The sequence below is a fragment of the Arthrobacter terricola genome (assembly GCF_004354015.1).
Classification (GTDB): Bacteria; Actinomycetota; Actinomycetes; order Actinomycetales; family Micrococcaceae; genus Arthrobacter; species Arthrobacter terricola.
The window spans coordinates 93,697-107,459 of record NZ_SMRU01000018.1 but is presented as its reverse complement, the minus strand read 5'-3'; the positions used below and the strand labels follow the sequence as shown (position 1 = coordinate 107,459).

Here is a 13,763-nt window from a genome sequence, read left to right as displayed (position 1 = left end):
ATACGCGGTACCGTTCGTCAGCTACGAGGTGATCGCAGAACCACCATTACTCGGCGCCGTCCAGGACACGACGGCGGACCCGTTACCCGCCGTCGCCGCCACCCCCGTGGGAGCCGCAGGCGCCGTCGCAGCCGCCATCGGCGTGACCGGCGCCGAGGCTGCCGACGCCGGGGAGGTACCGACCGCGTTGGTGGCCGTAACCGTGAACGTGTACGCGGTGCCGTTCGTCAGCCCGGTGACGGTCGCCGTCGTCGCTGGCGGGTTCCCCGTCACGGTGACCGGGGTCAAGGCGGTAGCGCCCGCATGCGGAGTGACAGCGTACGAGGTGATCGCCGAGCCGCCGTTACTCGGCGCCGTCCAGGACACGACGGCGGATCCGTTACCCGCCGTCGCCGCCACCCCCGTGGGCGCTGCAGGTGCCGTCGGTCCGGCTGGCGTGACGTCGATCATGGAGTAGTCGTCAGCGGTGATGGAGCCGTTGGATTGGATGTTCAGCCCGTAACTGATACCGGATGCGCCTGCCGGAAGGGCCGGTGTGGTCCAGGTTATTTGGGTCCAGTTGCTGGCGGCGTTGAACAGCGGGCTTGCGGTCCAGTAGGTCCAATACCCGGTTCCGGTGCGGTAATAGACCTCGAATTGGGTGATGACGTCGGATTGGTACCAGGCACTGAGCTGATAGATATGACCCGGTGTCCCTGTAGGTGAGCAGCCGCCAAGGTCCAGGGCAGGCAAGAGTTTAGCGTCACCGCTGACATAGCCGCTCATCGTCAGCAACTCGGCATTGTTGCCTGTGTGGCCGGGCGAGACGACGGAAAAGCTAGGCGTATTGGTGCCGTATCCGCCCGCTGCCCAGCACTGCGGAATCCCGTTGGTCAATGTTTCCAGGCTGGGGTTCTGGATCATGTTGGTGCCTTGCGGGGGCGGCGGGGGCGCGGCAGGGCCAAGGACGGCTGGTTGGACTGCGCCGCCGACGACCTGGTCAACCGTCTTCACGGCAACGCTGCCGGCGGTCTGTTGTTGGGCCAGCCAGGAGGCGAATTGGTTGAACAAGGTGGGGCTGATGGTCAGGGTCGGGTCGGTATTTGTCGCGATGTGGTGGAAGGTCAGTTGGACCCAGCCGCCGCCGGCGGCCTGTGCCTTGGTCACGCTGTCCTCAAGGTTCTGAAGGGTCCAGGTGCTGTCCACTTCCTCGGGCGCCGCAGTGTCATAGGCGTTGGCAGGCGGGATGCTTTCAGCGGCGGGCAGACCCGGGTCGTCCTTGCTGTAGAGGTCACCGAGCCCGCGTGCACTGTTGAAACCGCAGTTCTTCACGATGGTCTGCACTGAGGCATTCTGGTCAGCGAAGGGATAGGCGAAACTGGTGACTTTAAAGCCCATGTTCATCAGGGCGACCCGGCCATTGCACACCTGGCGCGTCACCTCATCCGAGGTCAGGTTGATCAGGTCCGGGTGGGTGACCGTGTGTCCACCGATTTCGTTGCCGTCGGCCGCCAGTTGCTGCAGGTTTGCCGAGGTCAAGTAGCTTGGCTGGTCGATCCACCCGGAGACGGTATAAAAGGTGCCGTGCAGACCAAGGTTCTTCATCGTGGCTGCAGCAGTCAACTGATCCGCGTTGCTGTCATCGAAAGTCAGCGAGATGACGGTATTGGCGGCGGCATGGGCGGGCACACCAAAGCCCGTCAGGACAGCGAGGACCATCGCGGCCCACACGCCGGCAGCCTTCCACCGGCCGCCGGTATGGCTTCCGGCTATTTCCCTGCGCCGCGCCAGCTCTTTCCGGGTTCGAAGGCATCCCCAGGTGGAAAGCATTTCACTCACTGTCCAATCAACGGCGGAGAAGACGGCCAGGCATGGGGTTTCCCGCACATGGCATGCGCTGACAATACGCGGCGTGTCCGATGGACGTCGCGAGTGTGCTTCACCCGGCCTTGCGGCCGCCGTTCGGCGGTGGGCACTCTAGGAGTAATTAACTCGATGACCCAGCCCTCCGCCGTCGTGCTCCCTCGCGGCACGTTCGTACGCAGCCTGGCCGGTTTATGCTGTGAGGGAGGTGGTCCCTATGCCGCAGACAATGATCGAGGAGGGTCGCCGGTTCTATGCCGCGCAGGCCTGGATGGCCGCGCTCGAGGCCTTCGAACGTGCCGACCGCGACGTTCCCGTGCCGGGCCCGGACCTTTTATCGTGGGCGTTCAGCGCGTTCCTGGTCGGCCGCGAGCAGCAAAGCCTGGAAATATTGACACGCGCGTTCCGGGGCTTCTTGGATGCCGGTGACGCCGCGCCGGCCGCCCGAACGGCTTTCTGGCTTGCTTTCGCCCACGAGATGCACGGTGACCCGGTACGTGCTGAGGCGTGGGGCCGGCGGCTCGCTGCCCTCGTCGAGGATGCCGGGCTCGATGCCGAGCGGGCCCTGGTGTGCTCGGGGCTGGGGCATGCCGCGCTCTCATCCTCGGAGCCGGCCGGGATCGAGCGCGCTCTTGAGCTCTCGCGCCAGGCCATCGAGATTGCCCGGCCTGCCGGGGACACGGACACTGCCGTGCTTTCGAGCCTGAGCGCCGGGTGGGCTCTGTTGCGCTTGGGCAGGAGGGCTGCGGGACTGGCTGAGCTGGACGAGGCCATGGCCGTGGTGAACTGTGGGGACGTCCCTACCCCGCTGGTGAACGGGGTTGCCTATTGTTCGGTCATTTCCGCGTCCCTGCGGATGCTGGATGTCGCCCGGGCACGGGAGTGGACAATGGCGGCGTCGGATTGGTGTGCCGGGCATCCGGAGCTCGTGCCGTTCCGGGGCGAGTGCCTCGTGCACCGGTCGGTAGTCAAAATGCTCGACGGCGACTGGCCGGGTGCGCTGACCGAGGCGGTCCGAGCGGGCGAGCGGCTCAGGGCCGCGGACGTGGGGCCGGCGAGCTATCAGTTGGGAGAGCTGCACCGGTTGGCTGGACGCTTCACCGAGGCCGAGGAAGCGTACCGGGTGGCGAATTCCGCCGGGCGCAGGCCGGAGCCGGGACTCATGCTGCTCAGGCTCGCCCAGGGCCGCACGGACGCGGCCGTCCTCTCAGCCAGAAGGCTTGAACGGGAGACGGAGGGCGACGTGGAGCGTTCGGAGCTCTTGCCTGCCTATGTGGAGGTGATGGCGGCCGCGAGCGCCCTTGAGGAGGCACACTCGGGGGCCGAGGAACTCCTCAGCCTTGCCCGGGCTCTGCCCTCGGCCTTGCTCACCGCACGTGCCGTGACCGCCATCGGGACCGCGCGCTTCACCGCGGGAGACGCCGTGGACGCGGCCGGAAGTCTTCGGGATGCGTCCATCCGGTGGCACGAACTGGGCCTGCCCTATTCGGAGGCGAGATCACGGGCGCAGCTCGGACGGTGCTACGCGGCCCTCGGGGACGACGAGGCCGCTTCCCTGGAGTTCGAGGCTGCCCGCGCGGCCTTCGAGCGGCTGGGTGCCGCGCCCGACCTTGCCGCCCTGCCGGGCAGCGCGCCGTCGCCGTCCGGGCCGCTGACCGCCCGCGAGATGGACGTCGTCCGCCTCGTGGCCAAAGGACTCACGAACCGCGCCGTCGCCGAGCGTCTTGTGCTGAGCGAGAAAACCGTCGCACGGCATCTGGCGAACGTCTACAGCAAGCTCGGCATCGCCTCCCGGGCCGCCGCGACCGCCTATGTGTATGACCACGGGCTGCTCTGACACCATCCTCCGGCCCTGCATAGAATGACCCATCTGCCCCGCTGCCGTGGTTGCATCATCCGCCCGAAGCGCTGACCGGACGGCTTCGCTTACGGTCGTAGCAGAAGCCCGCACAGGGCGGGTCCGAAATATCGGGAGGGCATCATGGCAGCTAACCAGCCCCTCGCGCCGGCAACGGCCAGCACGGGCAGCCGGAGTGTTGAGACGGTCATCGTGGGCGGCGGACAGGCCGGGCTCGCGACGGCCTATTGGCTTACCCGGGCGGGCCGGGAGTGCGTCGTTCTCGAAGCCCGGGACCGTGTCGGCGACCAGTGGCGTGAACGGTATGACTCGCTGCGGCTCTTCACCGCCGCACGAGTCGACGGCCTTCCCGGAATGCCGTTCCCGGGACGGAAATCGGCGTGGCCGACCGGCAGGGAACTCGCGGACTATCTGGAAAACTATGCAGCCAACCTTGGCGCGGCGGTCCGCACCGGGGTGCGCGTGCTCGACGTCGAAGTCGTCACGGGCGGTGGGTTCGCGGTCTCCACGACGGATGGTGACCTCCAAGCCGTGAACGTTGTGCTCGCGGCCGGCAGCGACGCCTCGCCAAAGGTCCCCGACGTCGCGGCCCAGCTTGATCCGGGCATCCGCCAGCTTCATTCCAGTCAGTACCACAACCCCGCACAACTGCTCCAGGGCCCGGTGCTCGTCGTCGGGGCCAGCCAGTCCGGCGCCGACCTCGCCCTCGAAGCGGCCCACGCCGGCCACCAGACATGGCTCTCCGGGCGGAACCACGGACAAATCCCGATCAACGAGCGTATCGCCGGTCCGCTCTTCTGGTTCGCCGCGAACCACGTCCTCACCCTTCGCACTCCGATCGGACGCAAGCTGCGCCCTGCCATCCGCCGCGGCGGCTCCCCGCTCATCCGCACCAAGCGGGCCGACCTGGACGCCGCCGGGGTGCACCGCATGACTGCCCGGACAGTGGGCTCACAGGACGGACGCCCCGTCCTCGAGGACGGCACGGTGCTCGACGTCGCCAACGTCCTTTGGTGCACCGGCTACCGCCCCGACTACTCGTTCGTCCACCCGGCCGCCATCGGACCCGACGGCTACCCCGCAGAAACAGGAGGCGCCGCCGACGGCGTCCCCGGCCTGTTCTACGTCGGCCTCATCTTCCAAAGCGGCTTCTACTCACATCTGGTGGGCGGAGCAGGGCGGGACGCACGCGTCATCGCCGACCGCATCAGTGCCCGTACCCTCGCCGGGCATCCCGTGGCCATGCAGGGCTGGTGACCGGGGCTGGTCCGTTACCCTGGCCAGCGCGCGCAACTGGTCAGTGCAACATTGGGACCGGAACCGGGTTTGAGCCGAAGGACGACACCGAATCGCGAGTCCGGTGAACCGGGGGGGCTGACCCGTTCATGGCCATGGACCGGAGGATCCGGCCGGTGGAGTAAAGTCCGGCGTTCAGGCTGGACAGGGCCGAGGCCAGGACGACGAAGTTCATGACGGATGCGGCTGTTTTCCCTGTTTGGGCGTCCCCGAGGTGGGAGAAGAACGTCACGAACGGTGATTCGCCGCCTTTGTAGGCGGTGAACGGCAGCAGCAAGGACAGCAAGAGGAAGCGGCCCGGAAACCATCGCACAGAACTTCATCCGCTGCGCGAAGAAGACTCTCCGCGATGGGCGCGGAGGTCAGGGCAAGACTCAACTCGGTAATCCATGAAAAGCGGAACCAAACTTTCCCTGTCGCAGCTTGGTCGAGTTGCGGAGCCCGCCTGGCGTATTGTCCGCGAACTGGCCTCCTGCTAATACTGACGACAAGCGGGCTAGCGCAGCCGACAAGAATGGATTTCTCCCGACTCCGGAGGTTGGCCATGGTCCAGTATTCGTTCCTCACACGCTGGGATCTCGAAGGGCCCATCGAAAGAGTCTGGGACACCATCATTGACGTCGATTCCTATCCGCAGTGGTGGAAGTACGTCGCGGGTGTCGAACTGGTTCGGCCCGGCGACGAGGCAGGAATCGGGGTCATTCACCGTGTGCGCTGGACTACCGCGCTTCCATATTCGCTGACGATAGAGACCGAAGTCGTGCGCCGCGAGCCTCCGCACGTGCTTGAGGTCATAGCCCGGGGCGAACTGCAGGGGTCTGGCCTTTGGGAGCTCACACAAGCCGATGGAACAACAACTGTCATTTACCGGTGGAAGGTGAGCACAACCAGGACCTGGATGAACCTGACCAGCCCGGTCCTGCGACGCGCCTTCGCACGGAACCACGACGTCCTGATGAAAGCAGGCGGAGAGGGCCTGGCCCAACGTCTCGGAGCTCGCATCACGGTCAACAGCACACGCGATGGTCGGAGCCCTGCGTAGGGAGTCCGAGGCCATGCCATAAGGTGAGGTCACTACGCTCGACGCGTGAGCGCAATGAGCCCCCTAGATAAATGGCGGTCTGTCGTAGCCCTTGGTGGGTTTACGGTTCAGCGAGCCCGCGGTACGCAGACGGCTGGAACTCCGGTCGCCCCCAAGGCCTAGGGTGCGGCAAGGATTTCAATCATCGCGAGGTTCCACTGGTCCGATGTCGGGGACGTGTCATTGATCGTCACCGGTGTGCCGTTCGTGGCTGTGGTGGAGTTCTGTCGCTGGACCCAGTAAGTGTCCCCGGCCGGCGCCAGGTACTGGTCGGCGAGGGTCTGGTTCGGCCCTGGCATGCGGGATATCGGGTTGGACCAGTCCGTGCCGACGCCCCACACCCAGGAGCCTGCCCTCGTGGTGGTGAGGGTGGCAGTCGGTGCGCCGGAGGAGGCGTTCGCGCCAAGTGTTGCTCCTGTCGTGGTGTCTGCGCCGCGGAAGGCGACAACCGTCATGGCGGCCTGCCAACTGCCCGAGGCTTGTGTGGCGGTAACGGTGGCGTTGGACAGCGGGCCGGGGGCGACGGCTTGCCAGATCTCCGCGGTACCTGGCCGCGTGTTGGATCTTTGTCGGAGTGTCCAGGTGAGCCCTGCGCCGGAAACGCCGGCAATCCGGGCCGAATTCGCGGAGTTCGGTCCGTCCGAACTGATGAAGGCAAGGAGGAGTTCGTTGGTGCCCGTGGTTGTCACACCGGGGGCGCTGATCGTCGTCGTGCTGGTTCCTTGGTGGACGGAGACGATCTTGTCGATCGTGATTCCACTGGGCGCTGCGACGGCTTGCGCGGTGGCGGTGTTCGAGGGCGGGCTGACGTTGCCTGCCGCGTCGAGGGCGACGACGGTGTAGGAGTAGGTCGTGCCGGCGACCACCGAAGTGTCGGTGTAGCTGGTTGATGCCGAGGTCCCGATCACGGTTCCGTCGCGCGAGACCTGGTACGAGGTGACGCCCACGTTGTCCGTGCTGGCCGTCCACGTCAAGGCGATCTGTCCTGGAGAGGCTGACGCCGCCAGGTTCGCCGGCGCTGTTGGAGGCGTGGTGTCCTGGCTCGGCGCCGGCAACCGGATCATGCCTGCCGTGGACGGAACACCATTGCCGTCAACGATCGAGAGCATGTAGTACCCGGGAGGGGCGTAGTTGCCGTTGACGGGCATTTGAACGTTCAGCCCGCCCGTGGCCTGCGTGAAGTTCAGGGTCATGGCCCGCGCGTTCTGGTCGAAGGCATGGGTCACGGATCCTGTCTTGATCAGAGACACGGATTGGATCCGGGACGCATCCGGTGTTCCGATGAACGCCGTCGAACCGTATTGGACGCTGCCCGGTACGCTGGAGATGCTCGGCCGCGGGCCTTTGAAGAGGTACGGCGGGGAGTAGATCTGGTAGCTTTTCTGGTCCGCGACCCCGTTGTCCCCGCCGCTGCCGGACACGAAGACCCGGCCGTCCGGGAGCAAGACGGCCACCGAGTGGTAGAGGCGGGGAACCGACATCGGCGCCATGGTGCTCCAGGTTCCCGCGGCCGGTTGCCAGACCTCGGCCTGCATCACGGCTTTGCTGACATCCTGACCCGATTTGTCGGTTCCGCCGCCCGTGGCAAGCACTGTGCCATCCGGAAGATTCGTCAGGTTCACGAAGCTGCGGGGGAACGCCATCGGGGCCGCCGCCTGCCATGCCGGGCTTGGCACGTTCATGTCCAGGGTGTAGGCGGAATTGGCGGATTGCCCCGTGAAGCCACCGTCCGAGGCGGATCCGGCCTTGATGAATTTGCCCGGCGCGTAGTTCGCGATCGAGGCGCCGTCCAGGACACGGGAGTCCACGGTGGCCCATTGCTGCGTGGACACATTCAGGGCCAACGTTGAGGTGGCCTGTTCGGACGCCCCGGCCTGGAGGATGCGGCCGTCGGGCAGCTGGTACATGAAGGGGTAGTACGGGATGCTCTGGTTAGCGCCCGTCAGGTCGGTCCACGAGTTCGTGGTGGGTGAGTAGACCTCCGGGATGGTCACGAGGTCTGTCGAGGTGGTGTTGGCGCCAGAGGTCACCAGGACGCGTCCGTCGGCCAGGGTCGTCGCGGTCGGATACCAGCGGGGGTGGTTCATGGGCGCCAGGGTCTGCCAGGTTCCGGTGGCCGGGTCGAAGGCGGTCACGTTCCGGGTGCCCAGTCCGCCGCTTGTCGCGGTCCCGCCTACGACGAGGATACGGCCGTCGGGCAGGACGGCCTGGCCTGCGCAGAAGAGGTCGACGGCGGCGCTCGGCACCTGGGTGTAGCTGCCTGTCGCGGGATCGAGCAGGTACTGCTGGCCGCCTTGGGAGAAGTCGCCCTGCCATGTGAGAACCTTGCCGGTAGGTGTCAGCGCCGCGTGGATGGACACCTCCGGCCAGGCGACGACAGGTCCCCACGAGCCGACCACCGACGGGTCCGTGCCGGACCCGCTCGCCGTCGTGAAGCTCGCGTCGCCCGAGACGGCAAGATTGCCTGCCGCGTCGGCGGATTTCACCCGGTAGTGGTACAGGGTGCCGGCGGAGAGCCCGGACAATGCCACCGAGTGCGTGGTCTGAAGCGTGGAATCCAGGACCGTGCTCTGGCCGTATGCCGTGGTGGTGCCGTATTCCACCTGCGAGCTGGAAGCTTCGTCGGTGGTCCAGGTGATGGTTGCTCCGCTGGAACCGGGCGTGCCTGCAGACACGGCGGAGATCACGGGCGGAGTGGTGCCCCCTGTTGCCGGCGAGGCCGGAAGAATTTCTATGACGGAGAGGTTCCACTGGTCAGTCGTAGGTGCTGTGTCATTGATCGCCGCGACGGTAGGAGGTGCCGCCGTCGTGATTGCGCTCTGGCGCTGGACCCAGAAAGTATCGCCTTGGCTTGAGAGGTACTCATCGACTTTTGTCTGCCCGGCGCCGACAGTACGCGCGGTGGCCGTGTCCCAGTCGTTTCCCACGCCCCACACCCATGAGCCGGCGCGCGTTGTGGTCAGGGAAGCGTTGGGCGCCCCCGTAGCGGCGTTCCCTGTTCCAACAGCGCCGTCGGTCGCCAAATCCGCGCCGACAAAAGTGGCCACAGTCATCGACGATTGGTACGAGCCCGGGTTGGTGGCCGTGACCGTGGCGTTCGTCAGCACGGTCGGTGCGACGGCCTGCCAGATCTCCGCCGTTCCCCATCGGGTATTGGTCCGTTGGCGCAACCGCCAAGAGAGGCCGCCACCGGCGACCGACGAGAATGACTCTCCCCCGGTGGATTGGGGCCCGTCCGACATGACGAAGGCAAGAAGGAGTTCGTTCGTCTGGCTTGTCGTGAAGGCGGGCGAGACGATCCGTGTCGAAGGGGTGCTCTGGTGCGTGCTGACAATCCGGTCCGTCGCCAGAGGTACGGCAGCTGCCGCCGGCGCGGCTGCCGGGAGCAGACCCACGATGGATCCGGCGACGGCAAGGGACAAGCACGCAAGCAGCGTGAGGGCCCGCCTCAGAAGCCTGATCATGGACTTTTTCCGAACACGGTGATCTCCTCACGGTTCTGCAGAGAAACGCATCACCCATGCCGCCCGACGCGCGGGCCAGGTATGGCGGCGGATGGGAAAGACCTTACTGAGCCGGCATGGCCACCGCCCGAGTAGCGACTACTTGTAAACGTTGCGATGTCTTTCACCGTCTAGTTACTCAGGCTTCAGCCATGCGACGGCAACGCTTCCCAAGAGCATTCCACTTGTGTCATTGACTGAGCATTCCACTTGTGTCATTGTTTTCTTAGAACGTGAGGTACATCACGGAATACCATCACTAGCGGAGAGAACAATGAAGCTCGAAGACATCCTCCTGGGAGTACTCCTGGAACACCCGAGCACGGGTTATGACCTCAAGAAGTACCTCGACGTGCACGGACGGTTCCTCCGGTCCAACACCCAGATGAGCCAGGTGTACCGTTCCCTCACCGCGATGGAAAAGCAGGGCTGGATCACCCACACGGTCGAACCCCGCCCGGGTGCGCAAGACGCCAAAACCTACCGCGTGACGGACGAGGGAGCCACCGTCTTCCTCGACTGGCTCACCGGACCCTACCAGCCGCCGTCGCGGTTCCAGGACCCCGAGTTCGGGGCACGGCTGAGCTTCGCGGGGTTCATGAGCGCCGAGCAGTTGCTCCGACTCCTTGACGTGGAAATCCATACCCGGCAAGAAGAGATCGCCAGGTACCGGTTCCGGGATCGGCGCGAGAACTGGGCACCGACCATTCCGTTTGACGCCGAGTTCGCCGATTCGCTCGGCGAGCGGCTTCACGCCATCGGCGCCGCGGCCATTGACGCGCACGTCGCCGCCATGATCGAGCTTCGCAGGGACCTCCTTGACGGGAAACTATCCTCGCGTTCCCTGACCGCCCTTCCCGGCGACCTGGACCGTTCCGACCTCTCCAGCTGAGCGAACCGACGACGCCGTCCCGCGACTCCGCGCCTAACCCTCCTGAAAGGAACATGATGAGGGCCATTATCCTGATGTTCGACAGCCTCAACAGACACATGCTCGCCCCCTACGCGGACACGATCGTGGAGGCGCCGAACTTCGCCCGGCTCGCGGCACAATCCGTGACCTTCGAGAACTTCTACGCCGGCTCCATGCCCTGCATGCCGGCCCGCCGCGAAATGCACACCGGCCGCTACAACTTCCTGCACCGAAGCTGGGGCCCCCTGGAACCGTTCGACGACTCCATGCCAGAAATCCTGGGCAACGCAGGGATCCACACCCACCTCGCCTCCGACCACCCGCACTACTGGGAAGACGGCGGAGCCACCTACCACCCCCGCTACACCACCTGGGAATTCTTCCGCGGCCAGGAGGGCGACCCCTGGAAGGGCGTCGTCGCCCCGCCGGCGGCAGACGGGGCAGGGCCCGGCGGCGGTGCCCGGGACTGGCGCGCGGGGATGAAACGCCAGGACCTCATCAACCGCTCCTACATGCCCACCGAAGCCGAACACTCCCAGACCCGCACCGTGGACGCCGGCATCCATTTCATCGACACGAACCAGGCCTCGGACCAGTGGATGCTCCAAATCGAGCTCTTCGACCCGCACGAACCCTTCTTCACCCACGACGCCTACAAAGCCATGTACCCCCACGACTACGACGGTCCCGAGTTCGACTGGCCAGGCTACCAGCGCGTCACCGAACCCGAATCCCAGGTCGAACACGCCCGCTACGAATACGCCGCGCTCGTCTCCATGTGCGACAAGTCCCTCGGCCGGGTCCTGGACGCCATGGACAAGTACGACATGTGGAAAGACACCCTCCTGCTGGTCAACACCGACCACGGCTTCCTCCTGGGCGAGCACGGCTGGTGGGCCAAATCCGTCCAACCGTGGTTCAACGAACTCGTCCACCTGCCCATGTTCCTGTGGGATCCCCGTACCTCTGGCCGGGACACCCGCCGCGCTGCCCTGGCCCAGACGATCGACATCGCCCCCACGATGCTGCGCTACTTCGGGCTCGAACCGACACCCGACATGCAGGGCCGGGACCTTGCCGTCGTCCTCGAAGACGACGCGCAGGTCCGCGACGCCGCGCTCTTCGGCATCCACGGCGGACACGTTAACGTCACCGACGGCCGCTACGTCTACATGCGCGCCGCCGTCGATCCTTCGAACGGACCGTTGGAAGACTTCACGCTCATGCCCACCCACATGCGCTCCCGCTTCACCCCGGCCGAACTCGCCGCATGGGAGCCGGCCGAACCGTTCACCTTCACCAAAGGGCTCCGCACCCTCAAAGTCAGCACGCACTCGCTCATGAACTCCTGGGCCCACGGAACCCTGCTCTTCGATCTCGAGAACGATCCGGAACAGAAGGCCCCCCTCACGGACGACAACGCCGAACTGCGCATGCTGGGCCTGCTCGCCGACCTCATGCACGCAAGCGACGCCCCGGCCAGCCAATTCGCCCGGCTCGGCATCCCGTTCGATACCCCACCCACCACGGACCACCTCCTCGTCCGCCGCCAGTCCGAACGCGCCGAGACAGACCTCGAACCCCTCCCGCCGCTCACGTCCTTCTTCGACAAGGGCGCAGCACTGAACATCCCGATCCTTGAACTCCTCCAGGACCCGAACCGCCGAAACATCCTCGAACGCCGCCTTCCGTACCTCGTCACCACCGAACTGGTCAACATCCCCGGCCAGCTCACGCTCTACCAACTGGCGAAGGTCAGCCCCATCCCGGCCATGACCCTCGAACACCTTGCCGCAGAGCTTGTACCGGTTCCGGCCTGAGCACGCTTCATCAAGCAAACCGCTCCACCCACCCCGTCCACCTGTCAAAGTAGTCAGGAAAAGACCATGGAAGCCCAAACCATCAAGGCCACTCCCGTCGAGGGAGAGCTCCAAGCCCGCCGCGTTCCCCACCGCTGGCGCAACCTCATGGTGCTCACAGGAGTGAGCATCGTCGACAACACGGAAGCCGGCCTCACGTCGACGATCTTTCCCTCGATCGCGCAGGCCCTGAAACTCAACAGCGGGCACTTGGGGCTCCTCGCGGCCCTCGGCAAAATTGTCGCCGTGCCCGCCGGCCCGGCCTGGACGTGGCTCGCCGGACGTATCGGACGCCGGAACACGCTTGTCCTGATCACCCTCGTCGGCGGCCTGTTTGGCGCGGCGGCCGGCTTCGCGCACGACTTCACCCAACTGCTGATTTTCAACGCGCTCATGTCCGCAGCGATGGTGGGCGGCGTTCCGATCTCGAATGCGATCCTCGCCGACTCCTTTGACGACACAAACCGCGGCAAGGCGGTCGGATACTTCTATGGCTTCATCAGCCTCATCAGTTCCTTCGTCGGTCCTCTCATCGCACTTTTCACCGGGCTCACGGACGGCTGGCGCTACGGCATGTGGACGATCGGCGGCATCTGCGCCCTTGCCGGGCTGCTGGTCGCCGCGCTGTACAGGGATCCAGGTGTCGGCGCCGCCGAGGCGCAACTGGCCGACCTGTCCGAAAGCAAGCGCCACCTGTCCCGCGTGACGTTTGGATCGGTGCTCTCGATCATGAAAGTGCCCTCGTTCTCCCTCATGATGGTTTCCCGGCTCCTTTCCGGCCACCTGCTTATCGCGATCTTCGGGATCCAGTTCCTCGTGACCGAGCGTCATTTCTCGAACGCGGTAGCAGCCACCGTGCTCGTCCCGTTCGGCCTGTCGTACTTCGCCGGAACGGTCGGCGGCGGATGGTTCCTGGCGCTTCTTGACCGCGTGATCCCGCACCGCGGCCGCGTCGCCTACCTCCAGGGTGCTCAAGTCTTCTTCGCCGTCGCAGCATTCTTCGGAACCCAGTTCCACTACGAAGGAATCGGCATCTACGCCGTCTTCTGGGGCCTCATGGGCTTTGGCCAGGGCCTCAACCCTTCGGCAAACCGCTCGATCGTCGCGGCCGTCATCCTGCCTGAGCTGCGCGGCCAGGCGTTCGCAATCTTCCTGACCATCTTCGAGACCATCGGCTGGGCGCTGTTCTCCCTTGGCGCCGGCGCCCTCGCCACGAACCTCGGCATCCAAACGGTGTTCTTCTGGATCATGGTGGTCCTCATGCTCATCAACGCAGCCGTGCTCACGGGACTCTACCGCTGCTACCCACGTGACGTTGCCAGGGTGACCGACACCCTTGAACGGCGCCGCGAGGAAGCGCTTGAGCGAGGCTAACCCGCATTCGTCACAGGCGGCCGGCCGGCAATTCGAA

The 13,763-nt window shown here is 65.6% G+C and carries 8 protein-coding genes and 1 pseudogene; 6 read left to right on the top strand and 3 right to left on the bottom strand.

Annotation, left to right across the window (positions count from 1 at the left end):
- Window positions 1–21 precede the first annotated feature (21 nt).
- Window positions 22–1,809 (bottom strand): polysaccharide deacetylase family protein, encoded by a 1,788-nt coding sequence (locus E1809_RS15765; protein ID WP_133205186.1) that lies wholly within the window; start codon window positions 1,807–1,809, stop codon window positions 22–24.
- A 250-nt stretch (window positions 1,810–2,059) separates the two neighbouring features.
- Between E1809_RS15765 and E1809_RS15760 the strand changes: the two genes are divergently transcribed.
- Together E1809_RS15760 and E1809_RS15755 are read left to right on the top strand one after the other, a co-directional pair.
- On the top strand, window positions 2,060–3,679 hold the full coding sequence (locus E1809_RS15760; RefSeq protein ID WP_133205185.1) for a LuxR C-terminal-related transcriptional regulator: 1,620 nt from the start codon (window positions 2,060–2,062) through the stop codon (window positions 3,677–3,679).
- 144 nt (window positions 3,680–3,823) lie between these two features.
- Window positions 3,824–4,957: a flavin-containing monooxygenase gene (locus tag E1809_RS15755; RefSeq protein WP_133205184.1), complete on the top strand. Its 1,134-nt coding sequence runs from the start codon at window positions 3,824–3,826 to the stop codon at window positions 4,955–4,957.
- Window positions 4,958–5,069: 112 nt separating this feature from the next.
- Here E1809_RS15755 and E1809_RS15750 read toward each other — a convergent pair.
- Window positions 5,070–5,294, bottom strand: a pseudogene (locus E1809_RS15750) (amino acid permease); the annotation flags it as partial.
- A 246-nt stretch (window positions 5,295–5,540) separates the two neighbouring features.
- Here E1809_RS15750 and E1809_RS15745 point away from each other — a divergent pair.
- A complete protein-coding gene (locus E1809_RS15745; protein ID WP_165962338.1) occupies window positions 5,541–6,038 on the top strand; it encodes an SRPBCC family protein in 498 nt (165 codons plus the stop codon).
- 158 nt (window positions 6,039–6,196) lie between these two features.
- On the opposite strand, the gene E1809_RS15740 is transcribed toward E1809_RS15745, so the two are convergent.
- Window positions 6,197–9,541 (bottom strand): galactose oxidase-like domain-containing protein, encoded by a 3,345-nt coding sequence (locus E1809_RS15740; protein ID WP_133205182.1) that lies wholly within the window; start codon window positions 9,539–9,541, stop codon window positions 6,197–6,199.
- 313 nt (window positions 9,542–9,854) lie between these two features.
- Here E1809_RS15740 and E1809_RS15735 point away from each other — a divergent pair, with 313 nt between their 5' ends.
- From E1809_RS15735 to E1809_RS15725, 3 genes are all read left to right on the top strand, one after another.
- Entirely contained in the window at window positions 9,855–10,472 is a 618-nt protein-coding gene (locus E1809_RS15735; protein WP_133205181.1) for a PadR family transcriptional regulator, read from the top strand.
- 53 nt (window positions 10,473–10,525) lie between these two features.
- Window positions 10,526–12,313 (top strand): sulfatase, encoded by a 1,788-nt coding sequence (locus E1809_RS15730; RefSeq protein ID WP_235835627.1) that lies wholly within the window; start codon window positions 10,526–10,528, stop codon window positions 12,311–12,313.
- A gap of 66 nt (window positions 12,314–12,379) precedes the next feature.
- Window positions 12,380–13,726, top strand: a complete 1,347-nt coding sequence (locus E1809_RS15725) for an MFS transporter (RefSeq protein ID WP_133205180.1) — start codon at window positions 12,380–12,382, stop codon at window positions 13,724–13,726.
- Window positions 13,727–13,763 lie beyond the last annotated feature (37 nt).

Bases quoted from the DNA above. Each gene is read 5' to 3' on its own strand.
- E1809_RS15745 (WP_165962338.1), top strand. From the start codon at position 5,541: ATGGTCCAGTATTCGTTCCTCACACGCTGGGATCTCGAAGGGCCCATC.
- E1809_RS15760 (WP_133205185.1), top strand. From the start codon at position 2,060: ATGCCGCAGACAATGATCGAGGAGGGTCGCCGGTTCTATGCCGCGCAG.
- E1809_RS15755 (WP_133205184.1), top strand. From the start codon at position 3,824: ATGGCAGCTAACCAGCCCCTCGCGCCGGCAACGGCCAGCACGGGCAGC.
- E1809_RS15725 (WP_133205180.1), top strand. From the start codon at position 12,380: ATGGAAGCCCAAACCATCAAGGCCACTCCCGTCGAGGGAGAGCTCCAA.
- E1809_RS15730 (WP_235835627.1), top strand. From the start codon at position 10,526: ATGATGAGGGCCATTATCCTGATGTTCGACAGCCTCAACAGACACATG.
- E1809_RS15765 (WP_133205186.1), bottom strand. From the start codon at position 1,809: ATGCTTTCCACCTGGGGATGCCTTCGAACCCGGAAAGAGCTGGCGCGG.
- E1809_RS15735 (WP_133205181.1), top strand. From the start codon at position 9,855: ATGAAGCTCGAAGACATCCTCCTGGGAGTACTCCTGGAACACCCGAGC.
- E1809_RS15740 (WP_133205182.1), bottom strand. From the start codon at position 9,541: ATGATCAGGCTTCTGAGGCGGGCCCTCACGCTGCTTGCGTGCTTGTCC.